Annotated in this window: 24 protein-coding genes; 10 read left to right on the top strand and 14 right to left on the bottom strand. The window is 63.2% G+C overall.

What is annotated here, in order from left to right; all coding sequences use genetic code 11:
* Position 1: 1 nt before the first annotated feature.
* From lipB to AC5PZ0_RS18625, 11 genes are all read right to left on the bottom strand, one after another.
* On the bottom strand, positions 2-649 hold the full coding sequence (lipB, locus tag AC5PZ0_RS18575) for a lipoyl(octanoyl) transferase LipB (RefSeq protein WP_027592614.1): 648 nt from the start codon (positions 647-649) through the stop codon (positions 2-4).
* Positions 649-924 (bottom strand): DUF493 domain-containing protein, encoded by a 276-nt coding sequence (locus AC5PZ0_RS18580; protein WP_012312556.1) that lies wholly within the window; start codon positions 922-924, stop codon positions 649-651. The genes lipB and AC5PZ0_RS18580 overlap by 1 nt, the downstream gene beginning before the upstream one ends.
* 75 nt (positions 925-999) lie before the next feature.
* A complete protein-coding gene (locus AC5PZ0_RS18585) occupies positions 1000-2160 on the bottom strand; it encodes a D-alanyl-D-alanine carboxypeptidase family protein (RefSeq protein ID WP_027592613.1) in 1161 nt (386 codons plus the stop codon).
* Between the two features lie 194 nt (positions 2161-2354).
* Positions 2355-3359 (bottom strand): septal ring lytic transglycosylase RlpA family protein, encoded by a 1005-nt coding sequence (locus AC5PZ0_RS18590; protein ID WP_027592612.1) that lies wholly within the window; start codon positions 3357-3359, stop codon positions 2355-2357.
* Positions 3359-4369, bottom strand: coding sequence for a lytic murein transglycosylase B (gene mltB, locus AC5PZ0_RS18595; protein WP_085272343.1), 1011 nt, complete (start codon positions 4367-4369; stop codon positions 3359-3361). The genes AC5PZ0_RS18590 and mltB overlap by 1 nt, the downstream gene beginning before the upstream one ends.
* Positions 4370-4386: 17 nt before the next feature.
* Positions 4387-5490 (bottom strand): rod shape-determining protein RodA, encoded by a 1104-nt coding sequence (rodA, locus tag AC5PZ0_RS18600; RefSeq protein WP_050580719.1) that lies wholly within the window; start codon positions 5488-5490, stop codon positions 4387-4389.
* Between the two features lie 38 nt (positions 5491-5528).
* Positions 5529-7418: a penicillin-binding protein 2 gene (gene mrdA / locus AC5PZ0_RS18605; protein ID WP_027592609.1), complete on the bottom strand. Its 1890-nt coding sequence runs from the start codon at positions 7416-7418 to the stop codon at positions 5529-5531.
* A gap of 16 nt (positions 7419-7434) precedes the next feature.
* Positions 7435-7902, bottom strand: a complete 468-nt coding sequence (rlmH, locus tag AC5PZ0_RS18610; RefSeq protein ID WP_023382530.1) for a 23S rRNA (pseudouridine(1915)-N(3))-methyltransferase RlmH — start codon at positions 7900-7902, stop codon at positions 7435-7437.
* A 9-nt stretch (positions 7903-7911) separates the two neighbouring features.
* The gene (gene rsfS, locus AC5PZ0_RS18615; RefSeq protein WP_027592608.1) at positions 7912-8331 is read right to left on the bottom strand and encodes a ribosome silencing factor; all 420 of its coding nucleotides are present in this window, start codon (positions 8329-8331) and stop codon (positions 7912-7914) included.
* Between the two features lie 42 nt (positions 8332-8373).
* Positions 8374-9033: a nicotinate-nucleotide adenylyltransferase gene (gene nadD, locus AC5PZ0_RS18620; RefSeq protein WP_099430538.1), complete on the bottom strand. Its 660-nt coding sequence runs from the start codon at positions 9031-9033 to the stop codon at positions 8374-8376.
* Position 9034: 1 nt separating this feature from the next.
* Positions 9035-10306: a glutamate-5-semialdehyde dehydrogenase gene (locus AC5PZ0_RS18625; RefSeq protein ID WP_099430539.1), complete on the bottom strand. Its 1272-nt coding sequence runs from the start codon at positions 10304-10306 to the stop codon at positions 9035-9037.
* 401 nt (positions 10307-10707) lie between these two features.
* Between AC5PZ0_RS18625 and AC5PZ0_RS18630 the strand changes: the two genes are divergently transcribed.
* Both AC5PZ0_RS18630 and AC5PZ0_RS18635 read left to right on the top strand, forming a co-directional pair.
* Positions 10708-11376, top strand: coding sequence for a DNA-3-methyladenine glycosylase (locus tag AC5PZ0_RS18630; protein ID WP_265970375.1), 669 nt, complete (start codon positions 10708-10710; stop codon positions 11374-11376).
* A gap of 3 nt (positions 11377-11379) precedes the next feature.
* Positions 11380-12696 carry a bifunctional DedA family/phosphatase PAP2 family protein gene (locus tag AC5PZ0_RS18635; RefSeq protein WP_493855482.1) on the top strand — a complete coding sequence of 439 codons (1317 nt, stop codon included), beginning with the start codon at positions 11380-11382 and terminating at the stop codon, positions 12694-12696.
* A gap of 121 nt (positions 12697-12817) precedes the next feature.
* On the opposite strand, the gene AC5PZ0_RS18640 is transcribed toward AC5PZ0_RS18635, so the two are convergent.
* Genes AC5PZ0_RS18640 through AC5PZ0_RS18650 form a run of 3 tightly spaced genes read right to left on the bottom strand, consistent with a single transcriptional unit; the run spans position 12818 to position 14493 of the window.
* Positions 12818-13408, bottom strand: coding sequence for an LON peptidase substrate-binding domain-containing protein (locus tag AC5PZ0_RS18640; protein ID WP_493855483.1), 591 nt, complete (start codon positions 13406-13408; stop codon positions 12818-12820).
* A 9-nt stretch (positions 13409-13417) separates the two neighbouring features.
* A complete protein-coding gene (locus tag AC5PZ0_RS18645) occupies positions 13418-14134 on the bottom strand; it encodes an LrgB family protein (protein ID WP_027592602.1) in 717 nt (238 codons plus the stop codon).
* The gene (locus AC5PZ0_RS18650; RefSeq protein ID WP_099455399.1) at positions 14131-14493 is read right to left on the bottom strand and encodes a CidA/LrgA family protein; all 363 of its coding nucleotides are present in this window, start codon (positions 14491-14493) and stop codon (positions 14131-14133) included. Before AC5PZ0_RS18650 ends, AC5PZ0_RS18645 begins: the two co-directional genes overlap by 4 nt.
* 143 nt (positions 14494-14636) lie before the next feature.
* On the opposite strand from AC5PZ0_RS18650, the gene AC5PZ0_RS18655 reads away from it, so the two are divergent.
* The 8 genes from AC5PZ0_RS18655 (at position 14637) to AC5PZ0_RS18690 (ending at position 25102) form a co-directional block, all read left to right on the top strand.
* On the top strand, positions 14637-15092 hold the full coding sequence (locus AC5PZ0_RS18655; protein ID WP_027592600.1) for a MaoC family dehydratase: 456 nt from the start codon (positions 14637-14639) through the stop codon (positions 15090-15092).
* Positions 15093-15226: 134 nt separating this feature from the next.
* Positions 15227-16105 (top strand): 50S ribosomal protein L11 methyltransferase, encoded by an 879-nt coding sequence (gene prmA / locus AC5PZ0_RS18660; RefSeq protein ID WP_027592599.1) that lies wholly within the window; start codon positions 15227-15229, stop codon positions 16103-16105.
* 39 nt (positions 16106-16144) lie between these two features.
* Complete coding sequence (locus AC5PZ0_RS18665; protein WP_493855484.1) at positions 16145-17557, top strand: DUF3426 domain-containing protein; 1413 nt, start codon at positions 16145-16147, stop codon at positions 17555-17557.
* A 174-nt stretch (positions 17558-17731) separates the two neighbouring features.
* Positions 17732-18745 (top strand): tRNA dihydrouridine synthase DusB, encoded by a 1014-nt coding sequence (dusB, locus tag AC5PZ0_RS18670; RefSeq protein ID WP_027592597.1) that lies wholly within the window; start codon positions 17732-17734, stop codon positions 18743-18745.
* The gene (gene fis / locus AC5PZ0_RS18675; protein WP_012274390.1) at positions 18742-19062 is read left to right on the top strand and encodes a DNA-binding transcriptional regulator Fis; all 321 of its coding nucleotides are present in this window, start codon (positions 18742-18744) and stop codon (positions 19060-19062) included. Before dusB ends, fis begins: the two co-directional genes overlap by 4 nt.
* A gap of 80 nt (positions 19063-19142) precedes the next feature.
* Positions 19143-20750 carry a bifunctional phosphoribosylaminoimidazolecarboxamide formyltransferase/IMP cyclohydrolase gene (gene purH / locus AC5PZ0_RS18680; RefSeq protein ID WP_493855485.1) on the top strand — a complete coding sequence of 536 codons (1608 nt, stop codon included), beginning with the start codon at positions 19143-19145 and terminating at the stop codon, positions 20748-20750.
* A 149-nt stretch (positions 20751-20899) separates the two neighbouring features.
* On the top strand, positions 20900-22195 hold the full coding sequence (gene purD, locus AC5PZ0_RS18685; RefSeq protein WP_186677431.1) for a phosphoribosylamine--glycine ligase: 1296 nt from the start codon (positions 20900-20902) through the stop codon (positions 22193-22195).
* A gap of 135 nt (positions 22196-22330) precedes the next feature.
* Complete coding sequence (locus AC5PZ0_RS18690) at positions 22331-25102, top strand: hybrid sensor histidine kinase/response regulator (RefSeq protein WP_085272337.1); 2772 nt, start codon at positions 22331-22333, stop codon at positions 25100-25102.
* The last annotated feature ends 53 nt before the right edge of the window (positions 25103-25155 follow it).

Below are 25155 nucleotides of genomic sequence, written 5' to 3' on the forward strand. Positions count from 1 at the left end.
TTCAGTCGATTCCGCCCGTGAGGGTCGTCTGCTCAGCGTAGTCGAGGTGCTTGACCAGCTGTCCGCGCAGCCTTGTCCTGACCTCGTTGAGTTCGATCGGGCCTGCCAGATCGCGTAGCTGGGTCATGGCCAGCCCCGCATAACCGCAGGGGTTGATTCGGCGGAATGGCGCAAGGTCCATGTCCACGTTCAGGGCAAGGCCGTGGAACGAACGGCCGTTGCGGATTCGCAGGCCGAGGGAGGCGATTTTCGCTCCATCGACATAGACACCCGGGGCGTCGGGCTTGGCCGCCGCCTGGACATCGTAACTGGCAAGCAGGTCGATCAGGGTCTGCTCGATGCGGCTGACCAGCTCACGTACCCCAAAACCCAGCCGCCGCACATCCAGCAGCAGGTAGGCCACCAGTTGCCCGGGGCCATGGTAGGTCACCTGGCCACCGCGGTCGGTCTGCACCACCGGGATATCACCCGGAATCAGCAGGTGCTCGGCCTTGCCGGCCTGGCCCTGGGTAAAGACCGAAGGGTGTTCGACCAGCCAGATTTCATCCTGGCTGTCGGGCCCTCGCTGCTCGGTAAAGCGACGCATGGCTTCCAGCACCGGTTCATAGGGCTGCAGGCCAAGATCGCGAAAACCGAGACAGGCGGACATCAGAGCACCATTTTCACGATGCCGGTAGCGCGCAGGGCGCTGTTGATATCGTGCAGCTGGTTCTCGCTCTCGGCAACGATGTGCAGTTGCACCGTGGTGTACTTGCCTTCCTTGCTCTGGCGCTCGGCCAGCGTGGCGAGGTCGACCTTGGCGTGTTTGCTGAGGACTTCGATGACCATGTCCTTGAAACCGACAACGGTATCGCCGATGACCTTGATCGGGTAGTCGGCGCAGGGGAATTCGATTTTGTGCGACTTGACGTCAGGTTCGCTCATAGCGGAAACGGCCTCGTAAGCCGTGGCAACAACAACGCTCCCGCCTGAACAGCGGGAGCGTGGCAGGTCACGTTATCAGTTGAACAACCCGTAGAAGAATAGACGGATGCTATCCCACATACGGCGGAAGAAACCACCTTCCTCGACGCCATCGAGGGCGATCAGGTCGGCGCTGTGAACCACGTTCTCGTCCAGTTTGACTTCCACTTTGCCGATCACGTCACCTTTGGCGATCGGTGCGGTGAGCTGCGGGTTCATGGTCATCGAAGCCTGAAGGCGCTTCAATTGGCCTTTAGGCATAGTCATGGTCAGGTCGTTGGCCAGGCCAGCTTTAACCTGGCTGGTGGCGCCCTTCCAGACTGGAGCCTGGGTCAGCTCGGTGCCTTTCTGATAGAAGGTCTGAGTTTCGAAGAAGCGGAAACCGTAGGTCAGCAGCTTCTGGGTCTCGGCAGCACGGGACTGCTCGCTGTTGGTGCCGAACACCACGGCGATCAGGCGCTGGCCGTCACGTACGGCCGAAGCCACCATGCAGTAACCGGCTTCGTCGGTGTGGCCAGTTTTCAGGCCGTCGACGGTCTTGTCACGCCACAGCAGCAGGTTGCGGTTCGGCTGCTTGATGTTGTTCCAGAAGAACTCTTTCTGCGAGTAAATCGCATAGTGGGCCGGGTCGACGTCGATGATCGCGCGCGCCAGCAGGGCCATGTCGTGCGCCGAGGAGTAGTGCTCGGGGTTCGGCAGGCCGGTCGGGTTCATGAAGTGGCTGTTGGACATGCCCAGGTCAGCGGCCGTCTTGTTCATCATGTCGGCGAAGGCGTCTTCGCTGCCGGCAATGTGCTCGGCCAGCGCAACAGACGCATCGTTACCCGACTGGATGATGATGCCGTGCAGCAGGTCGCTGACAGTCACCTGGCTGCCGACCTTGATGAACATGCGCGAACCGCCGGTACGCCAGGCGTTTTCGCTGACGGTGACCGGGTCGTTTTCACCGATCTGGCCGCGGCGAATGTCCAGGGTGGCGATGTAGGCAGTCATCAGCTTGGTCAAGCTGGCTGGCGGCAGGCGCTCGTCACCGTTGTTCTCGACCAGCACGTTGCCGCTGGACGCGTCCATGAGTACGTAGGACTTGGCTGCCAGTTGCGGTGGTGCCGGCATCATCTGCTCTGCCGCGAAAGCAGCAGGCGTGATCATCAGCAGTACGGGCAGGCAAAGTCGTTTGGCAAGGTTGGTGATGTTCATCCGTCTCTCGAAAATCGCTAATGGTCTGAGATGTTGCCTGGGCCACATCGTGTGCCCAGCGCCAGTCAGTCTAGTTTTTAAGGCCTTGGGCCGAGCCCGCACACTGCGGCTTTATGTCGCTGCGGGCAAAAGCGGACATTGTACATGCCCGCGCCCGTCAATTCATGACAAAACCGACAGTTTGGCCGGTGCGGTCAGTCAGCTGTGACCAGCTTGGCCTGCCCCAAGTTCGCCAGGCGAATGCTGTTCTGCGCCTGCTGGATCTCGCCCTGGCTGCTGATCGGCCCCAAACGCACGCGGTGCAAGGTTTGCTGGTTACGCACGATGGAGCTGATGAACACCGGCGCGCTGACCATGGTGCTCAGTTTCGAACGCAGCAGTTCGGCGGCGTCCGGGTTGGCGAAGGCGCCCACCTGCAAGAAGCTGCCGCCGTTGCCTGCCGGCACATTGTTGCCGCCGACTTGAACGGGCACTACGGGGGCTGCGTGCTGCTGGGGTGGCGGCGTCCACTGCTCGACTCGGCCGGTGCTGGCCGGGATCGACTGGGTCTGGGCAACCTGAGGTTCCTTCAGCACCAACGGTGGCTGCTGGCCACGCTGGGCCCACCATTGTTGCGGGTCGATACCTTCGACGCGCACATGCGCGGTGCCGATTTCGGCGTAGCCGAGCTTCTTCGCCGCCGCATAGGACAGGTCGATGATACGGTCGGAGTAGAACGGCCCACGGTCGTTGACCCGCAGGACCACGCTGCGGCCGTTGGCCAGGTTGGTCACCCGCACATAGGCCGGCAGCGGCAAGGTCTTGTGCGCCGCGCTCATGCCGTACAGGTCATAAAGCTCGCCGTTGGCCGTGTTCTGCCCGTGAAACTTGGTGCCATACCACGACGCGGTACCCTCGGCGCGGTAGTTGCGCGAGTCCTGCATCGGGTAGTAGGTCTTGCCGAGTACCGTGTAAGGGTTGGCCTTGTAGTTGCCGGTGTGCACGGTTGGCGTGGCGTCGGGGATCTTGTTCACGTCCACGTCCCACCACGGCGCACCGTCCTTGTGGGCACGGTTGATGTCCAGGCCGGGCTGGGCGCGGACTGTATTACCGCTTTTCTGGGTGGTGGTCGGGCGGCTGGAAGAGCAGCTGACCAACAGCATGCCGACAGTCATGCAGGTCAGCAGCTTGAAGGTAGTGGCAGAGATGATTGCGCGCATTACTTGACGCCCCGTGCTTGGACCAGCTGTTCCGAAAGCTGATGCACCGCCATGGCGTACATCACGCTGCGGTTGTAGCGAGTGATCGCGTAGAAGTTCTTCAGGCCCATCCAGTACTCGGGGCCGTTTTCGCCCTCCAGGCGGAAGGCGGTGACCGGCAGATCATCGCGCAGCGCATCATGACTCGACCAGCCCAGCGCCCGCAACTCCCCGACAGTCTTCACCGGCTCGATACCCGTGGTCAGGCCTTCATCAACCCGCTCGCCCTGCACCCTGGCGCGGCTGACCACGCCTTCGCCGGCCACCCAGCCATGGCGCTTGAAGTAGCTGGCTACGCTGCCAATGGCATCGTCCGGGTTGTTCCAGATATTGATGTGGCCATCGCCGTCGAAGTCCACGGCATAGTTGCGGAAGCTGCTCGGCATGAACTGCGGCAAGCCCATGGCGCCTGCATAGGAGCCCTTGAGCGTGAGCGGGTCAAGCTGCTCGGCACGGGCCAGCAGCAGGAACTCGCGCAACTCCTTGCGGAAGAATTCGGCCCGCGGCGGGTAGTCGAAGCCCAGCGTCGAGAGGGCGTCGATGACCCGGTAATTGCCGGTATTGCGGCCGAAAAAGGTCTCTACGCCGATGATCGCGACGATGACTTGCGCCGGCACCCCGTATTCCTGCTCGGCCCGCGCCAACACCGCTTCGTGCTGGCGCCAGAAGTCCACACCGCGGGCGATGCGCGCGTCGGTGATGAACATCGGACGGTAGTCCTTCCACGGCTTGACCCGTTCGGCCGGCCGCGAGATGGCATCGAGAATTGACTGTTTACGCTGGACCTCACGGAACACGCCCATCAGCTGCTCGCTGGCAAAGCCGTAGTCGCGGGTCATTTCGCCAACGAACTCGGCCACTTGGGGCGAGCCTTCGTAGTCGCCGGCATGGGCCAGCTGGACAGCGCCGAACAGGCCCACCGCGCCGATCCACGGCGCACAACGGGCAGCCCAGTTACGCACTGCTTGCATGAAATTCTTCACCTTATTCAAACCTGTGCGATCCATTTGCGGTGCGTATGGATCGACATCAGAACGCCAAACGCTGACAGCAGCGTCACCAACGAAGTTCCGCCATAGCTGATGAAGGGCAGCGGCACGCCCACCACGGGCAGAAGGCCGCTGACCATACCGATATTGACGAACACGTATACAAAGAAGGTCATCGTCAAGCTGCCCGCCAGCAGCTTGCCGAACAGGGTCTGCGCCTGGGCCGTGATCATCAGGCCGCGACCAATCAGCAGCAGGTAGACGATCAGCAGCAGGCAGATGCCGACCAGGCCGAACTCCTCACCGAGCACGGCGATGATGAAGTCGGTGTGGCTCTCGGGCAAAAAGTCCAGGTGCGACTGGGTGCCCAGCAGCCAGCCCTTACCGAATACCCCGCCCGAACCGATCGCAGCCTTGGACTGGATGATGTTCCAGCCGGTGCCCAAGGGGTCGCTTTCCGGGTCGAGGAAGGTCAGCACGCGCTGCTTCTGGTAGTCGTGCATGACGAAGAACCACATGGCCACCGCCACCGGCACCGCCGCCGCTACCACACTGACAATCCAGCGCCAGCGCAGCCCGCCCATGAACAGCACGAACGCACCGGAGGCCAGAATCAACAGCGCCGTGCCCAGGTCGGGCTGGCGAACGATAAGGATGAACGGCACGCCGATCAGCACCAGGCTGATCGCCACATGCTTGAGGTGTGGCGGCAAGGTGCGCTTGGACAGGTACCAGGCGATGGTCGCCGGCATGATGATCTTGAGAAATTCCGAGGGCTGGAAGCGAATCACCCCGGGGATGTTGATCCACCGGGTGGCGCCCATGGCGTTGTGGCCCATCACGTCCACCACCACCAGCAACAGCACCCCGGTGACGTAGGCCAATGGCACCCAGCGCGCCATGAACCGCGGCTCCAGCTGGGCGATGACGAACATCGACACCAGGCCGATGCCGAACGAAGTCGCCTGCTTGAGCAGCAGGTCCCAGTTCTTGCCACTGGCCGAATACAGCACGAACAGGCTGCCGGCCGCGAGGGTCAGGAGGATGACCAGCAACGGGCCATCGATATGGATGCGCTGCAGGAAGCTGGCGCGCCGACGCATCACATCCTCGCTGGAGAGCATGCGATCGAAATTGTTCATCACAGGGCCGATTCCTGGGTAACGGTGGCGGGAGCGAACTCGGACTTGAGCCGGCCGTGCTCGTCGAGCAACCAGGCGTCCATGATCTGGCGCACCACGGGTGCGGCGACGCCAGAGCCGGATTCGCCGTTCTCGACCATCACCGACACGACGATCTTCGGGTCGTCGGCCGGGGCGAAGGCGACGAACAGGGCGTGGTCGCGGTGGCGTTCCTGAAGTTTGTTGCGGTCGTATTTCTCGCCTTGCTTGATCGCCACCACCTGGGCAGTACCGCTCTTGCCGGCGATGCGGTACTGGGCGCCGGCAGCAGCCTTGCGCGCGGTACCACGGGCGTTGTGCATCACCTGCTCCATGCCGTGGGTCACCTTGGCCCAGTCCGACTTGTCACGCAGGATGATGTTTTCCATCGGGTTCTCGTCCACCGGCGGTTGGCCTTCGATGGTCTTGGCCAGGTGCGGGCGGTTCCACACGCCTTTGTTGGCGATCAATGCGGTGGCCTGGGCCAGCTGCAGCGGCGTGGCCTGCATGTAGCCCTGGCCGATCCCGAGAATCAGGGTTTCGCCGGGGAACCAGGCCTGGCGGCGGGTGGCACGCTTCCATTCGCGAGACGGCATCAGGCCGGCGGATTCTTCGAACATGTCGAGCGAAACCCGCTGGCCGATGCCGAACTTGTTCATGTAGCTGGACAAACGATCGATGCCCATCTTGTGGGCAAGGTCGTAAAAGTAGGTGTCGTTGGAGCGCATGATCGCGGTATCCAGGTCGACCCAGCCATCGCCAGAGCGGTTCCAGTTACGGTATTTGTGATCGTAGTTGGGCAGCTGGTAATAGCCTGGGTCGAACACCCGGCTGCCGGCATTGACCACGCCACTGTCCAAACCGGCGATGGCCACCGCAGGCTTGATGGTCGAGCCAGGGGGGTACAGCCCGCGCAGTACGCGGTTGAACAACGGCCGGTCGATCGAATCCCGCAGCTCGGCATAGGCCTTGAAGCTGATGCCGGTGACGAACAGGTTAGGGTCGAAGCTTGGCTGGCTGACCATCGCCAGCACTTCGCCGGTACGCGGGTCGAGCGCCACCACCGCGCCACGACGGCCACCCAAGGCGGCCTCGGCGGCTTCCTGCAGCTTGATGTCGAGGCTCAGGACGATGTCCTTGCCAGGCTTGGGGTCGGTACGCTTGAGCACCCGCAGCACGCGGCCGCGGGCGTTGGTCTCGACTTCCTCGTAACCGACCTGGCCGTGCAACGCATCTTCGTAGAAACGCTCGATACCGGTCTTGCCGATATGGTGCGTACCGCTGTAGTTCACAGGGTCGAGGGTTTTCAGCTCTTTCTCGTTGATACGCCCGACATACCCCACCGAGTGCGCAAAATGCGCACCTTGCGGGTAATGCCGCACCAACTGCGCGACCACTTCCACGCCGGGCAGGCGGAACTGGTTCACCGCCACCCGGGCGATCTGCTCTTCGCTCAGTTCGAACAGGATGGGCACCGGCTCGAACGGCCGACGGCCCTGGCGCATGCGCTTCTCGAAGAGGGCGCGGTCGTCGTCAGTCAGCTCCAGCACTTCGACGATATTGTCCAGCACTTCCTGCCAGTTACCCGCACGTTCACGGGTCATGGACAGGCTGAAGCTGGGCCGGTTATCGGCGATGATCACCCCATTGCGGTCGAAGATCAGCCCACGGGTCGGCGGAATCGGCTGCACATGCACCCGGTTGTTCTCCGACAGCGTCGAGTGATAGTCGTACTGGATGATCTGCAGGTAATACAGCCGCGCGATCAAAACGCAGATAAGCAGCATGATCGCCACCGCGCCGACCACGACGCGGTTACGCACCAGGCGGGCGTCTTTCTCGTGGTCCTTGAGACGGATCGGCTGCGACATCGGACTGCTTACAGGCTCATTTGTGGTAAGGGTGCCCGGACAACACGGTCCAGGCGCGATAGATCTGCTCGCCGATGAGTATCCTTACCAACGGGTGCGGCAACGTCAGCGGCGACAGCGACCAGCGTTGCTCGGCGCGTGCGCAAACCTCAGGCGCCAGCCCTTCCGGGCCGCCCACCATCAAATTCACCGTGCGCGCATCCAGGCGCCAGCGGTCCAGCTCGGTAGCAAGCTGCTCGGTACTCCAGGGCTTGCCATGGACCTCGAGGGTAACGATGCGTTCCCCAGGCTGAACCTTGCTCAGCATGGCTTCGCCCTCCTGACGGATCAGGCGAGCGACGTCGGCATTCTTGCCACGGGTATTCAGCGGGATTTCCACCAGCTCAAGCGACAGCTCCGGGGGCAGGCGCTTGGCATATTCATGCCAACCGTCCTCGACCCACTTGGGCATGCGCGAGCCGACCGCGATCAGGCGCAGACGCACGACGCTTCCTTATTCCCGGTCTTTGAGCTTGTCGGAGTACTCGTGGGCGTGGTCCGGGCTGTGGTGCTTGCCATCGGCGGCACGGCTTTGCTCGGCACCCTGCCACAGGCGCTCCAGGTCGTAGAACTGGCGGGCAGCGGCGGTCATCATGTGCACGATGACATCGTTCAGGTCCAGCAGCACCCAGTCGCTGTCGCCCTTGCCTTCTTCACCCAGGGGTTGGGCACCCTTGGCCTTGACGGCTTCACGGACCTTTTCGGCCATCGCGTTGATCTGGCGGTTGGAGGTACCGGTGGCAATGATCATGTAGTCGGTCAGGCTGTGCTTTTCACGCACGTCGATGACCTGGATATCCTGGGCCTTGACGTCTTCCAGCGCTGCCTTGGTCACTTGGACCAGTTCTTCGCCGTAAATTTTCTGCTTGGTCATATAAAACTCGTTCAACTTGTTGGATGAGGTGCCGGAGCACCGTCAGTTAGGCACACGATACAGTTCGTGTGCCTCGATGTAGGCCAGTACGGCGTCCGGCACCAGGAACCTCACCGATTTGCCGCTGGCCAGCAGCTGTCGGATCTGTGTAGCCGACACCGCAAGCGGTGTCTGCCAGACGAACGAAATATTTCCCGCCGGGCCGGACATGGCGGTGGGATCGCTCTCGGAGCGCGCAGCCAACAGGTTGCGCAGCTCGTCAGGGGGTTCAACGTCGGCATCCGGGCGTTGCAGCACCAGGATGTGACAGTGTTGCAGCAGCTCTTCCCAGCGGTGCCAGGCGGGCAGGCCACAAAAGGCATCCCAACCCAACACCAGGAACAGCTGGTCGTAAGCGCCCAGTTCGGCGCGGATCGACTCCAGGGTGTCGATGGTGTACGACGGCTTGTCGCGGGCAAGCTCGCGGGCATCCACGCTCAGGCAGGCGACGCCCTGCACGGCGCTGCGCACCATGGCCAGGCGATCTTGCGCGGCCACTTGCGGGGTGTCGCGGTGCGGCGGCCGGGCATTGGGCAACAGGCGCAACTCGTCCAACGCCATCAACTCGGCCACTTCCAGCGCGCTGCGCAGGTGGCCGATGTGAACGGGGTCGAAGGTGCCGCCTAGAATGCCGATGCGCCGGACTGCCTGGGCCTTGCTCAACTCAGCAGGACTCCTGGCCGCGTAGCTGGCCGTCGCCGATCACCACGTACTTCTCGCAGGTCAGGCCTTCCAGGCCAACCGGGCCGCGGGCATGCAACTTGTCGGTGGAGATACCGATCTCCGCGCCCAGGCCGTACTCGAAACCGTCGGCGAAGCAGGTTGGGGTATTGAGCATCACCGACGCCGAGTCGACCTCTGCCATGAACTGACGGGCCTGGCCCTGGTGCTCGGTGATGATCGAATCGGTGTGGTGCGAGCCATAATGGTTGATGTGTTCGATGGCCTGGTCCAGGTCATCGACAACACGAATCGACAGGATCGCATCCAGGTATTCGGTGTGCCAGTCGTCTTCGCTGGCCGGCTTGGCCTCGATGAGCGCACGCGTGCGCTCGCAGCCACGCAGCTCGACGCCCTTTTCCTGGAAACGGCGGGCCATTTCCGGCAGGAAGCGCTCGGCCACGCGCTGGTCGACCAGCAGGGTTTCCATGGCGCCACAGATGCCGTAGCGGTAGGTCTTGGCGTTGAAAGCGACGCGCCAGGCCTTGTCCAGGTCGGCATGTTCGCTGACATAGACATGGCAGATGCCGTCCAGGTGCTTGATGACCGGCACCCGCGCATCGCGGCTGATACGTTCGATCAGGCCACGGCCACCGCGCGGCACGATCACATCGACGAACTCGGGCATGCTGATCAGCGCGCCCACGGCTTCGCGATCGGTGGTCTCGACCACTTGCACTACCGCCGCCGGCAGGCCGGCCTCGGCCAGGCCACGCTGGATGCAGGTGGCGATGGCACGGTTGGAGTGGATGGCCTCGGAGCCGCCACGCAAGATGGTCGCATTGCCGGACTTCAGGCACAGGCTGGCGGCATCGATGGTCACGTTCGGGCGCGATTCGTAGATGATCCCGATCACCCCCAGGGGTGCACGCATCTTGCCGACCTGAATACCCGATGGGCGGTAGCTCATGTCGCGGATGGCACCGACCGGGTCCGGCAGGCTGGCCACCTGGCGCAAGCCTGTGATCATGCCGTCGATACGCGCCGGGGTCAGCGCCAGGCGGTCGAGCAGTGCGGGCTCCAGGCCATTGGCACGGCCTGCGTCGAGGTCCAGCGCATTGGCGGCGGTCAACTCGGCGCGGGCAGCGTCCAGTGCATCGGCAGCCGCTTGCAGGGCGCGGTTCTTCTGCGCGGTGCTGGCACGGCCGATCACCCGGGAAGCCTGGCGAGCAGCGCGACCCAAACGGGTCATGTAGTCAAGAACGGACTCAGTCATGGGTTCGGTGTCTTGGCGAAGGGGAAATCGGCTGATTATAACTGTCGCGCAGGTATACGCCCAGCGGCGGGTGGCGGATGGTAGAAAATGGCAGGCTTGGCTTGGTTTTTTAGCACCCGGGAGGTCGGGCGCCGCATGCGCGGCGCTTCGCAGCACAAGGCTGTTCCTACAGGAGATGGGCGGCCCCAGGAATAATTGGCCCGAAACAGATGTAGGAGCAGCCTTGTGCTGCGAAGCGCCGCGCGGGCGGCGCTCGATCTCCCAGACACCACCCCCCCAAGACGAACACCTCTCAGCCCCCCAAAGAAACATGCAGACACCATTCAACCACCCACCCGGTTCAGCCTCGATTAAGCCATTCATTGCTATCATCCAGCCCATTGAAGCCACGAACTGCCAGCATGCCAGCCCTGCCCGACCGCTTTTTCGACCGTGACGCCCAGACCCTGGCCAAGGAGTTGCTGGGCAAGGTCATCCGCCATCGCCAGGGCGACCTGTGGCTGGCCGCGCGCATCATCGAGACCGAGGCCTACTACCTGACCGACAAAGGCAGCCATGCCTCGCTCGGGTATACGGAAAAGCGCAAGGCCCTGTTCCTCGACGGCGGGCACATCTACATGTATTACGCCCGCGGAGGCGACTCGTTGAACTTCAGCGCCCATGGCCCGGGCAATGCGGTGCTGATCAAGTCCGCCTACCCTTGGCAGGATGACCTCTCGAACGCCAACAGCCTGGCGCAGATGCAACTGAACAACCCCGACGCCAGCGGCAACCTGCGCCCGGCCGAGCGGCTGTGCGCAGGCCAGACCCTGCTATGCCGTGCACTGGGCCTGAAAGTGCCGCGCTGGGACGCGCAGCGGTTCGACCCTGAGCACTTGTACGTCGACGACTGCGGCATCGCCGTGCCGCGGGTGATCCAGGCTGCGCGCCTGGGTATCCCGCAGGGCCGCGACGAGCACCTGCCGTACCGCTTCGTCGACGCCGAATACGCCCGCTTCTGTACACGGAACCCGTTGCGACGCGGCCAAGTCGAAGGCCAAGACTTCTTCATTCATCAACAAGGAAACTGACACATGGGCCAATGGCTCGACAGCCTGACCGGCTGGCTAAGCGCCAACCCCCAGTGGCTTGGCCTGGCGATTTTCCTGGTGGCCTGCATCGAATGCCTGGCCATTGCCGGCATCATCGTGCCTGGCACCGTACTGCTGTTCGCGGTCGCCGTGCTGGCCGGCAGCGGCACCTTCAGCCTGGGCGAAACGCTGTTGCTGGGCTTTCTCGGTGGTTTGCTGGGTGATGCACTGTCGTACACCGTCGGCAAGTATTTCCACCAGAACATCCGCCGCCTGCCACTGCTGCGCAATCACCCGGAATGGATCGGCAGCGCCGAATCCTACTTCCAACGTTATGGCATCGCCAGCCTGCTGGTCGGGCGCTTCATTGGGCCGCTGCGGCCCATGTTGCCGATGGTCGCCGGCATGTTCGACATGCCACTGCCACGCTTCATCGCCGTCAGCCTGGTGGCAGGCGCCGGCTGGTCGGTTGCCTACCTGCTGCCTGGCTGGGCCACGGGCGCCGCCATGCGCCTGCCTTTACCGGAAGGCTTCTGGCTGGATGCGGGCATCCTTGCCGGTGCGTTGGCGGTGCTCATCGGCCTGAGCCTGAACAGCAGCATCCGCGATCAACGCCACGGCACTCGGCTGATCGCCGGCTTGAGCTTCGCGGCCCTGGCCGGGGTATTCCTGGGCTGGCCGTACCTGCACGAATTCGATCAGGGCGTGATGACACTGGTGCAGGAACACCGCAGCCAAGTCCTCGACGGCACCGTGGTACTCGTGACACGGCTGGGTGATTTTCGCACGCAGTTTTTCCTCGGCGGGCTGCTGACCGGCCTGCTGCTGCTCGCCCAACAATGGCGCCATGCACTGTTTGCGGGCGGGGCATTGATGGGTACGGCGATTGCCAATGGCACGCTCAAGTGGCTATTCGCCCGCGCGCGGCCCGAGGTGCTGACCGACCCACTGACCAGCTACAGCATGCCCAGCGGCCACAGCTCGGCGTCGTTTGCGTTCTTCTTGGTAATGGCGGTGTTGGCAGGGCGTGGTCAGCCGCCGCGGATGCGCCTGACCTGGGTGTTGCTGGGGTGCATTCCTGCATTGGCGATTGCGTTGTCGCGAGTTTACCTGGGGGCGCACTGGCCGACCGATATTCTGGCCGGCGCCTTGCTGGCGTGCTGCGTCTGCGCGGTTAGCCTGACCTTGGTGCAGCATCGCCAGCCGCTTCCAGCGCTGCCGCTACGGGTGTGGTGGTTGGTGCTGCCAGCGTGTGTCGCGCTGCTGGCGTTCTTTGCCATGCACGCGCTGCCGCAGGCCTTGGAACGGTATCAGTATTGATGTTGCCTGTGCTGGCCTCTTCGCGGGCAAGCCCGCTCCCACAGGTAATTGCGGACCTTGTGAGGTCCCGGTGGGAGCGGGCTTGCCCCGCGAAGAGGCCACAACAAGCCACAGTGATCAGTCAGGCAAACAGCTCACCCTGAATCCGCTCCAACAGCCTTTGAATCTCTTCCAGCCGCAACTGCGGCGAGTCGATGCTCAGCAGGTCCAGCTTGTCCTCTTCCATGAACGGCAGCAGATACGCCAGCTGATTGGCCAACGCCTGCTGCCCATCCACAGGCCGCGGCATGTCCAGCGCCTCGACCATCGGGTGCTCACCCAGGGCAACCAGCAACGCCAGCAGGTCGTCGTCCGCCTCGCCCAGCTGGCTATCAGGAAGCTCCGGCAACCACTGCACCTGCCCGACCAGTAACTGGTCCTTCTGCACCTCGGTCTGCTCCAGGTTGAAACGCCGCACCCCTTCGACACGGATACCCAGCAAGCCGTTATCCTGCTGCACGAAGTCGCGGATAATCGCCTCGCAACCGATCGAAGCAACCGTCGGTGGCGCCTTGCCAACCTGCTCCCCTTCCAGGATGCACACCACCCCAAAGCCCTCGCCCTGCTTCATGCAGCGGCCAATCATGTCCAGGTAGCGCGCTTCGAAAATCTGCAAATCGAGGAAGCACCCCGGAAACAGCACGGTATTGAGGGGAAACAGCGGTAGCGTCATCACAACTCCTCAAGCCACCAGGCTGACCGCCAGCGGTAGGAACACCGCCGTGGCCACCCCCATCAGGCTCATCGCCAGCGCGGCGAAAGCGCCGCATTCATCACTTTCCTGCAGGGCCACCGAAGTGCCCACCGCATGCGCGGTCACGCCCAGCGACATGCCGCGCGCCTCAGGGCTGTGCACACCGAGGCGGGTCAGCAGCGCCGGGCCGAAGATCGCGCCGATGACCCCAGTGATCAGCACGAACACCGCGGCCAGCGCCGCCACACCACCAATCTGCTCGGCCACCAGCATGGCGATCGGCGACGTCACCGACTTCGGCGCCATGGTCATCAGGATCATGTGCTCGGCGCCGAACCACCAGCCCAGCAGCAGGCAACAGACCGTGGCGAACAGGCCTCCGATTACCAGCGTAGTAAATGTCGGCCAGAACAGTTGGCGAATACGCCGCAGGTTGAGGTAGAGCGGCACGGCCAGGGCCACGGTGGCGGGCCCCAGGAGCGTGTTCATGATCTCGGTGCGCTGGCGGTACTCGCTGTAGTCGATGCCGCACACCAGCAGCACGCCGATCACCAGTAGCATCGACACCAGTACCGGCTGCAGGAAGATCCAGCGGGTCTTCTCATAGCCCGCAAGCACAACCTGATAGGCCCCCAGGGTAATGCCGATGCCAAACAAGGGATGGTGGATGACCGCGTCGAGCGCGCCTTGCCAGTCGAGCATCATGGCTGCTCCTCGCGCTTGCCTTGGCGGTGGATGAGCTTCTGCATCAACACGCCGACGAACACCAGGGTCAGCAGGCACGAAATGAACAGTGCACCGGCAATCGCCCAGAAGTCGGCGGCGATGTCCTTGGCATACACCATTACCCCCACCGCCGGCGGCACCAGCAGCAGTGGCAGGTAGCGCAGCAAGCTGCTGGCGGCTTCATTGAGCGGCTTGCCGACCTCCCCCCTGGCCATCAGGAAGCACAGCAGCAGCAACAGGCCGATGATCGGCCCCGGCAAAAACGGCACAAACAGGTGATTGATCGCCGTACCCAGCAGTTGAAACAACACCAGCCAGGTCAAACCACGCAACAGCATAAGCACCTCCCTCGGGCATGGCGGCCATTATAAGCACGCTAAGGGTATAAGCCGATAATCGCCGAAAAACGCGCAACTTGACTGAAACGGTGGGGCGTGCTGATCTTGCACCTTCGTACCAACTCACAACCTGGAGAGTCGCGATGCCCTATGTACCGGTTACAGAGCTTTCGCAGTACGTTGGCAAGGAACTGGGCCGTTCTGCCTGGCTGAAAATCGACCAGCAGCGCATCAACCTGTTTGCCGAAGCCACTGGCGATTTTCAGTTCATCCATGTCGACCCGGAGAAGGCGGCGAAAACACCGTTTGGCTGCACGATCGCCCATGGTTTCCTGACGTTGTCGCTGATCCCCACGCTAATGGAAGACATCCTGGTCCTGCCGCAAGGGTTGAAGATGGTCGTGAACTACGGGCTGGACAGCGTGCGGTTCATTCAACCGGTCAAGGTCGACAGCCAGGTGCGGCTGAAGATCGATCTCGCCGAAGTGCTTGAGAAAAAACCCGGCCAGTGGCTGCTCAAAGCAATCGCCACGCTGGAAATCGAAGGGGAAGAGAAGCCTGCTTATATAGCCGAGTCCCTGTCGCTCTGTTTTGTCTGAGTGATCGCCGGGGCGCTGTGCGCCCCATTCGCGACAGGCCCCCGATACAATCCACAAACCCCGCGCACTCGCGTAAACTGCGAGCCTTCGCGCAGCCTCGGGCTGCCCCTGTCGATTTACCAAAGGTGCCCGCCATGCCCTGGCTGCAAGTACGCCTGGCCATCAGCCCGGAACAAGCCGAAACCTACGAAGACGCCCTGCTTGAAGTCGGCGCCGTCTCGGTCACGTTCGTGGACGCAGAAGATCAGCCGATCTTCGAACCCGACCTCAACACCACTCCGCTGTGGTCGCACACTCACCTGCTGGCCCTGTTCGAGGCCGATGCCGAGCCCGAGCAGGTGTTCGCCCACGTCCGCCTGCTGACCGGCGCCGAACTGCCCGAGCACCAGGCTGAAGTGATCGAAGACCAGGACTGGGAGCGCAGCTGGATGGACAACTTCCAGCCCATGCGCTTCGGCCGTCGCCTGTGGATCGTGCCAAGCTGGCACGAAGCGCCGGACAAGGACGCGGTAAACCTGCTGCTCGACCCGGGCCTTGCGTTCGGCACCGGTACCCACCCGACCACCGCCTTGTGCCTGGAATGGCTCGACGGCCAGCAACTCGAAGGCACCCAGGTGCTGGACTTTGGCTGCGGCTCGGGGATTCTGGCCATTGCCGCCCTGCTGCTGGGCGCGCGCGAAGCGGTCGGTACCGACATCGATGTGCAGGCCATTGAAGCCTCGCGCGACAATGCCCAGCGCAACGGCATCGCCGACGAGAAGCTGGCGCTGTACCTGCCCGAGCACATGCCGGCCATGCAGGCCGACGTACTGGTCGCCAACATCCTGGCCGGCCCGCTGGTCTCGCTGGCGCCACAGTTGTCTGGCCTGGTCCGCCCTGGTGGCCTGCTGGCACTGTCGGGCATCCTTGCCGAACAAGGCGATGAAGTGGCTGCCGCCTACGCCGCCGACTTCGAGCTGGACCCGATCGCCGTACGCGATGGTTGGGTGCGCATCAGTGGTCGCCGCCGTTAAGCGCGCTAGAATAACTTTTGTACAACCCCGGATCGCCGCATGACCGACAGTTTCGTCACCCAGTGCCCGCATTGCCAGACCAGCTTTCGCGTCACCCATCACCAGTTGAGTGTGGCGCGCGGCGTGGTGCGGTGCGGCCATTGCCTGCAGGTGTTCAACGCCGCAAAGCAACTGCTGGAGCAGAACCGCGCCGGTGATGCCAGCGTGCCTGTGGAACCTAGGGTGCCCGTGGCGCCAGTGGTACCCGCCGCACCCGCAGCACCTACCGAGCCGATTGCCGAGCCTGCGGTCACGCCCGATCCCCCCGCCAGCGAACGCCCAGCGCCCCCTGAGGACGACTGGGCGCTCACGGCCCAGGCCCTGGATGAACTGGACCTGGACCAAGAGCTGGCCCGCCTTGAACGTCGTGGCGAACCTGCCGCCGCTCGCCCGCCCAGCGCGGACAACGGTTTGCAGGCCCGCCGTGAAGAACATCAGCCAGACGCCCATATCGATGAGCTGTTTGGCAACGCCACCGACGACCGCTTCGAGCCTGAACAGGCGCCTGAACCTGCACCCACGCTACTGACACAGCACGCGCTGGAGCAGGAAGCGTTCGAGCAAGAGTCACTGGACCTGGAGCCCGCCCCGGGCGATCGCACCGAGCCGACCCTGGGCGGCCACCTGGACCTGGACATCGACGACGAGCCCCCCGTACGGCGCGACATCGAGGCCGACGAGCACCATGCGTTCGTCAGCGAGCACTTCGCTGCCAGCCACGACCCGGCCCCGGAAAAGGGCCTCAGCGCGCGCGACGATGACGAACTGGACCTGCACCTGTCGGCCCACGACGACGACCCTGTAGAGCCGTTGCCCGGTGAACGCCTGGAGCCTGGCCTGTCCAGCAAGCCCGAGCGAGCGCCGCGCAAGGAACCGCTGGTCGACGTGGTCGACGACCCGCTGCAACTGGGCTGGGAAAAGCCCCAGCCCAACTGGGGCAGGCGCTTGCTGTGGGGCTTCCTGACGCTGCTGGCTGCAGGCCTGCTGGCGTTCCAGTACGTGTGGTTCCATTTCGATGAAATGGCCCGCCAGGACCAGTACCGGCCGATCTTCCAGCAGGTATGCCCGCTGTTCGGCTGCGAAGTGCCGACCCGCGTCGACATCGCCCGCATCAAGAGCAGCAACCTGGTGGTGCGCAGCCACCCTGACTTCAAGGGTGCACTGATCGTCGATGCGATCATCTACAACCGCGCCCCCTTCGCCCAGCCGTTCCCGCTGCTCGAGCTGCGTTTCGCCGACCTCAATGGCCAACTGATCGCCAGCCGGCGCTTCAAGCCCAGCGAGTACCTCTCTGGCGAACTGGCCGGGCGCGGCGAGATGCCCAGCCAGACCCCGATCCACATCGCCCTGGACATCCTCGACCCAGGCCCCAAGGCCGTGAACTACAGCCTCAGCTTCCGCTCGCCGGAGTAATCGGCTGATCCTGGGGGCACTTTGTGCCCCCAGCCTCGCCTACCCACACCAAAAGTCATAAGCCGACAACTGTTCAGATTTTATCCAAATCCATCTTTATCCGGTCACCGAGAGCGGGTATCATGCCCACCCTTTTTCGAACTCCAAGATTCGGCCCCACAACAGGGATCACCTATGTCGGCGGTACGCATCGGCCCATACACACTGCGAAACAACCTGATCCTCGCCCCCATGGCCGGGGTCACGGACCAGCCTTTCCGAACACTTTGCAAGCGCCTGGGCGCAGGCATGGTGGTGTCGGAGATGGTGTCCAGCGACATGAGCCTGTGGAACAGCCGCAAGTCGAGCCTGCGCCGCATTCACGAAGGCGATCCCGAGCCGCGCTCGGTGCAGATCGCCGGCGGGGATGCCCAGATGATGGCAGCGGCGGCAAAGGCCAACGTCGAAGCGGGCGCCCAGATCATCGACATCAACATGGGCTGCCCGGCAAAAAAAGTCTGCAACAAAGCTGCAGGCTCTGCTTTATTGAGAGATGAAGCCTTGGTCAGCGAGATTCTCCACGCCGTGGTAGGCGCCGTGGACGTCCCGGTGACGCTGAAGATCCGCACGGGGTGGGATCGGGCGAACAAGAACGGCCTGAATGTGGCGAAGATCGCTGAACAGGCCGGCATCCAGGCGCTAGCGGTGCATGGCCGCACACGCGCCGACCTGTACACAGGCGAAGCCGAATACGACACCATCGCTGCCATCAAGCAGGCGGTGTCTATCCCGGTATTTGCCAACGGCGATATCACCTCGCCAGAAAAGGCCCGGGCGGTACTGGACGCCACCGGGGTCGATGGCCTGTTGATCGGCCGCGCTGCCCAAGGGCGGCCCTGGATCTTTCGCGAGATCGAGCATTACCTGCGGACCGGCGAACAGTTGCCGGCCCCGCAGCTGGACGAAGTGGAACGCATCCTGCTAGAGCACCTGGCCGCGCTGCATGCCTTCTATGGCGATGTGATGGGCGTACGTATCGCCCGCAAGCACGTTGGCTGGTACCTGGCAACACGACCCGGCGGCAAGGAGTTTCGCTCCCGGTTCAATGCTTTGGAAGACACACAAGCGCAGTGCGCCAACGTTCGCGCGTTTTTCAGTGAACGTCGACAGAGCCTTGAGACAGAGGACGGACAAGGGGTGGCCGCATGACGATGATGACCGAGACATTTGTGAGTGGAACAACGCCCGTGAGCGACAACGCCAACCTGAAACAGCACCTCAACACGCCGAGCGAAGAGGGCCAGACCCTTCGCGACAGCGTCGAGAAGGCGCTGCACAACTACTTCGCCCACCTGGAAGGCGCGACCGTCACGGACGTGTACAACCTGGTGCTCTCCGAAGTCGAGGCGCCCCTGCTTGAAAGCGTGATGAACTACGTGAAGGGCAACCAGACCAAGGCCAGCGAGATGCTCGGGCTCAACCGAGGCACCCTGCGCAAGAAGCTCAAGCAGTACGACTTGTTGTAAGCCAGAATCCCAATCAGAAAAGGCGGCTCCCTGAACAGAGGCGCCTTTTTTGCTGACTCCACCGCGTTATGGAATCCGAAATGACCGACCAGACTACCCGCCTGCCGATCCGCCGCGCCCTGATCAGCGTCTCCGACAAGACCGGTATCCTCGAATTCGCCCGTGAGCTGCAGCAGCTCGGTGTCGAGATCCTGTCCACCGGCGGCACCTACAAGCTGCTCAAGGATAACGGCGTGAACGCGGTGGAAGTGGCCGACTACACCGGCTTCGCCGAAATGATGGATGGCCGGGTCAAGACCCTGCACCCGAAAATCCACGGTGGCATTCTGGGCCGTCGCGGCATCGACGACGCCATCATGAACGAGCACGGCATCAAGCCGATCGATCTGGTCGCCGTCAACCTGTACCCCTTCGAAGCCACCATCTCCAAGCCAGGCTGTGACCTGCCGACCGCCATCGAGAACATCGACATCGGTGGCCCGACCATGGTCCGCTCCGCTGCCAAAAACCACAAAGACGTTGCCATCGTGGTCAATGCCAGCGACTACGCCAGCGTCCTCGACGGCCTGAAAGCCGGCGGCCTGACCTACGCCCAGCGCTTCGACCTGATGCTCAAGGCGTTCGAACACACTGCCGCCTACGACGGCATGATCGCCAACTACATGGGCACCATCGACCAGGCCAAGGACACCCTGAGCACTGAAGCACGCAGCGAATTCCCGCGCACCTTCAACAGCCAGTTCGTCAAAGCCCAGGAAATGCGCTACGGCGAGAACCCGCACCAGAGCGCGGCGTTCTATGTCGAAGCCAAGAAGGGTGAAGCCAGCATCTCCACCGCCATCCAGCTGCAAGGCAAGGAGCTGTCGTTCAACAACGTGGCCGACACCGACGCTGCGCTGGAGTGCGTGAAGAGCTTCGTCAAACCTGCCTGCGTCATCGTCAAGCACGCCAACCCGTGCGGCGTGGCCGTGGTACCGGAAGACGAAGGCGGCATCCGCAAGGCCTACGACCTGGCCTACGCCACCGACACCGAGTCGGCCTTCGGCGGCATCATCGCCTTCAACCGCGAGCTCGATGGCGAAACCGCCAAGGCCATCGTCGAGCGCCAGTTCGTCGAAGTGATCATCGCCCCGAAAATCTCCCAGGCCGCACGCGACGTGGTCGCCGCCAAGCAGAACGTTCGCTTGCTGGAATGCGGCGAATGGCCAGCTGAGCGTGCTGCCGGCTGGGACTTCAAGCGCGTCAACGGTGGTTTGCTGGTGCAGAGCCGCGATATCGGCATGATCACCGCCGATGACCTGAAAATCGTCACCAAGCGTGCCCCGACCGAGCAAGAAATCCACGACCTGGTGTTTGCCTGGAAAGTGGCCAAGTTCGTCAAGTCCAACGCCATCGTCTACGCCAAGCAGCGCCAGACCATCGGCGTCGGCGCCGGCCAGATGAGCCGCGTCAATTCCGCTCGCATTGCTGCAATCAAGGCCGAGCATGCTGGCCTGCATGTTCAAGGTGCGGTCATGGCGTCGGATGCGTTCTTCCCGTTCCGTGACGGCATCGACAATGCGGCTAAAGTGGGTATCAGCGCCGTGATTCAGCCAGGTGGTTCGATGCGTGATGCCGAAGTCATCGCCGCAGCCGACGAAGCTGGCATCGCGATGGTGTTCACCGGTATGCGCCACTTCCGCCACTGATTACACGGATTCCGGGGCGAGCAGCGGGCCTGTGGGAGCGGGCTTGTCCCGCGAATGCGGCGGTGAATTCACCATCGCATTCGCGGGGCAAGCCCGCTCCCACAAGGCCCGCCGCCAGCCTCGAGACCACCTTGAATTGAGGTTTTGACATGAAAGTTTTGATCATCGGCAGCGGCGGCCGTGAGCACGCCCTGGCCTGGAAAGTCGCCCAAGACCCACGCGTCGAGAAAGTTTTCGTTGCCCCGGGCAACGCCGGCACCGCCACTGAAGCCAAGTGCGAAAACGTCGCCATCGACGTCAACGCCCTGGAGCAACTGGCCGACTTCGCCGAACAGAACGTGCAACTGACCATCGTCGGCCCTGAAGCGCCACTAGTCGCAGGTGTCGTCGACCTGTTCCGCAGCCGCAACCTGGACTGCTTCGGCCCCACCAAAGGCGCCGCACAGCTTGAAGGCTCCAAGGCCTTCACCAAGGATTTCCTGGCGCGTCACAAGATCCCGACCGCCGACTACCAGAACTTCACCGAAATCGAGCCAGCCCTGGCCTACCTGCAGGAAAAGGGTGCGCCGATCGTGATCAAGGCCGACGGCCTGGCGGCGGGCAAAGGCGTGATCGTCGCCATGACCCTGCAAGAAGCCGAAGACGCCGTGCGTGACATGCTGGCCGGCAACGCCTTTGGCGATGCGGGTTCGCGTGTGGTCATCGAAGAGTTCCTGGACGGCGAAGAAGCCAGCTTCATCGTCATGGTCGACGGCCACAACGTGCTGCCAATGGCCACCAGCCAGGACCACAAGCGCGTCGGCGACGCCGACACCGGCCCGAACACCGGTGGCATGGGCGCCTACTCGCCTGCCCCAGTCGTGACCGCCGACGTGCACCAGCGCGTGATGGACCAAGTCATCTGGCCGACCGTGCGCGGCATGGCCGAGGAAGGCAACGTCTACACCGGCTTCCTTTATGCCGGCCTGATGATCGACAAGGCGGGCAACCCCAAGGTCATCGAGTTCAACTGCCGCTTCGGCGACCCGGAAACCCAACCGGTCATGCTGCGCCTGGAGTCGAGCCTGGTGCTGCTGATCGAAGCCGCCTTCGCCAAGGCCCTGGACAAGGTTGAAGCCCAGTGGGACCCACGGCCGAGCCTGGGCGTCGTGCTGGCTGCCGGTGGCTACCCGGGCGACTACGCCAAAGGTGACGCGATCAGCGGCCTGGACGCTGCCGCCAAGCTCGAAGGCAAGGTGTTCCATGCCGGTACCACCCTGAAAGACGGCCAAGTGGTTACCGCCGGCGGCCGTGTGCTCTGCGCCACTGCCCTGGGCCAAACCGTCGAAGCCGCTCAGCAGCAGGCCTACCGCCTGGCAGAGCAGGTCAAGTGGGACGGCAGCTTTTACCGTACCGACATCGGCTACCGGGCCATTGCCCGCGAGCGCGGTGAACACCAGCAGTAACCTTTACCGAAGCGCCGTGACGCCTTGCGCCCACGGCCTTCGGCTCGTCGACAGGGCCCTTTCTGGGCCTTGCCTTCGACTTGGCGCGCCGCGCATAGTTAGTATCCGGCACATCGGCTAAGAAGGGATTTCGTAGTGCGTCGGCTTCGGATTGCCACAGCTCTGATCGTCAGCTTGCTGACCCTGCTCTGCCTGCTCCCGGCCTCGGCCGAAGAAGGCGGAGGCTGGTCTGTTCTGCTCGACGAACAGGCCAACCTGCAATTAAGCGACGTGCGCTCCGATCGCTACCGCAACCAGTTCAGCCCGCTGCTGCTCAGCGACCTGGATGCCGCCCCTGCCGAACAAGCCCTGTGGCTGCACTATCGCCTGGAACCTGGCGATCAGGAGCAACTGCTGCGGGTGTTCGCCCCAGACCTTTCAGGCCTGGACCTCTACGCCCTCGAGGGCGACAAATTACTGCGTCAGCTGCACCACGGGCGCCAGGCCGGCAATGCCAGCCCAACCCTGCGCGGCAGCGACCATGTGCTGCCATTGCCCAACAGCCGGCAGCCGCTGGACATCTACCTGCGCCTGGTGTCCGAGCACCAATTGCGCCCAGCCATCAGCCTTGAGCCCGCGGCTGTTGCCGCTTCCGACCAGACCCAACCGCTGCTGTTCGGCATGCTGTTCGGCGGCCTGGTGATGCTGATCCTGCACAACCTGATCCGCTTCCTCTATGGCCGCTCCACCACCACGTTGATTTTGGCGCTCTACCACGGCCTGATGCTGCTCAGCGGGTTGATCCTGCTCAACCTCAGCGGCCCCTGGTGGCACGTGTGGCACAGTGCGCAAACGCCAGCGGCCTACCTCACCCTGGTCCTTGCAGGCCTGGCTGGCCTGTATTTCACCCTGCATTTCTTCTCGCCATGCCATTCGCCGCGGCTCAACCGCCTGTTGCAGGGCGAGATGCTGGTGGCTGCGGTCAGCGGCCTGGTGCTGCTGTTCGTCGACACCTTGCCACTCAACCTGATGACCTATGCCCTGCTGGCCCTTGGCAGCGTCAGCATGCTGCTGGTCAGCGCCTATCACTGGTACAAGGGCTACGCGCCCGCACGCCTGTTCACCCTTGCCATGGGGGTCTACAACCTTGGCGGCCTGGTGCTGTTGCCCGCGCTTCTGGGGCTGACCCGCACGTCGACGCCGTGGCTGCTGTGCGTGCTCATGGGCTTGACCGTCATTTGCGGCCTTTTGCTTAACCTGGCGGTCAGTGAACGCCTGCGACGCATGAGCGAAGAGCGCTTCAGCGCCAGCCGCGCCCTGGCCGCCAGCGATGCCGAAATCAACGCCAAGGCCGAGTTCCTGGCCAAAATCAGCCACGAAATCCGCACGCCCATGAACGGCGTGCTGGGCATGACCGAGCTGCTGCTCGGCACGCCGCTGTCGGTCAAGCAGCGCGACTACGTGCAGACCATCCACAGCGCCGGCAACGAGCTGCTGACGCTGATCAACGAGATTCTCGACATCTCGAAGCTTGAGTCCCGGCAGATCGAACTGGACGATGTGCAGTTCGACCTCAATGCATTGATCGAGGACTGCCTGAACATCTTCCGGGCCAAGGCCGAACAGCAGAACATTGAGCTGATCAGCTTCACCCAGCCTCAAGTGCCTCGCGTGATCAGTGGCGACCCAACGCGCCTGCGCCAGGCACTGTCGAGCCTGCTGGAAAATGCCCTGAAAAACACCGACCAGGGGGAGATCCTGCTGGTGGTGGCACTCGACCAACGTGGCGAAGCGCCGCGCTTGCGCATTGCCGTGCAGGACAGCGGCGAACCGTTGCCCGCCGCCGAGCGCGAAGCCTTGTTGCAAGCCGAGCTGCACAGCCATCACTTCCTCTCCAGCAACAAGCTCGGCGGCCACCTCGGGTTAGTCATCGCCAAGCAGTTGATCGGCCTGATGCAGGGTGAATTCGGCATCAAGAGCAGCAGCGGCATGGGCAACACCCTGTGGCTGACCCTGCCGCTGGACCCTTCGCGCCTGGAACAACCGCCCGCCGACCTCGATGGCCCATTGCGCGACGCGCGGGTACTGGTAGTGGACGACAACGACACCTGCCGCAAGGTGCTGGTGCAGCAGTGCAGCGCATGGGGCATGAATGTCAGCGCGGTGCCTTCCGGCAAAGAAGCGCTGGCATTGCTGCGCACCAAGGCGCACCTGCGCGACTACTTCGATGCCGTGCTGTTGGACCAGAACATGCCCGGCATGACCGGCATGCAACTGGCGGCCAAGATCAAGGAAGACCCTAGCCTTAACCACGACATCCTGGTGGTAATGCTTACGGGCATCAGCAACGCGCCGAGCAAGGTCATCGCACGCAATGCCGGTGTCAAGCGGATACTCGCCAAACCGGTGGCAGGCTATACGCTGAAGACTACGCTGGCCGAAGAGCTGGCCCAACGTGGCCGTGAGCAAGCGGTGCCGGCCACCCCTCCCGGTGTGCCGCAAGCACTGGACCTGCCCCGCGACTTCCGCGTGCTGGTCGCCGAGGACAACAGCATCTCGACCAAAGTGATCCGCGGCATGCTGGGCAAGCTCAACCTCGAGCCGGACACGGCCTGCAATGGTGAAGAAGCGTTGCAAGCCATGAAGGCGCAGCGCTATGACCTGGTACTGATGGATTGCGAAATGCCCGTGCTGGATGGCTTCTCGGCCACCCAGCAACTGCGCGCATGGGAAGCCGCGCACCAGCGCCCACGTACGCCCGTGGTGGCGCTGACCGCGCACATCCTTGCCGAGCACAAGGAGCGCGCCAAGTTGGCGGGCATGGATGGGCACATGGCCAAGCCGGTGGAGCTGTCGCAATTGCGCGAGCTGATCCAATATTGGGCGAATCACCGGGAAGCCAAGACGGATCCGGCGCCTATCCCGTAAGCAATGCCGACGATGCATCGACAGGCACCCACCGCAGCCGAGGATCCCAACCC

This window comes from Pseudomonas sp. 5.2, from assembly GCF_059025405.1.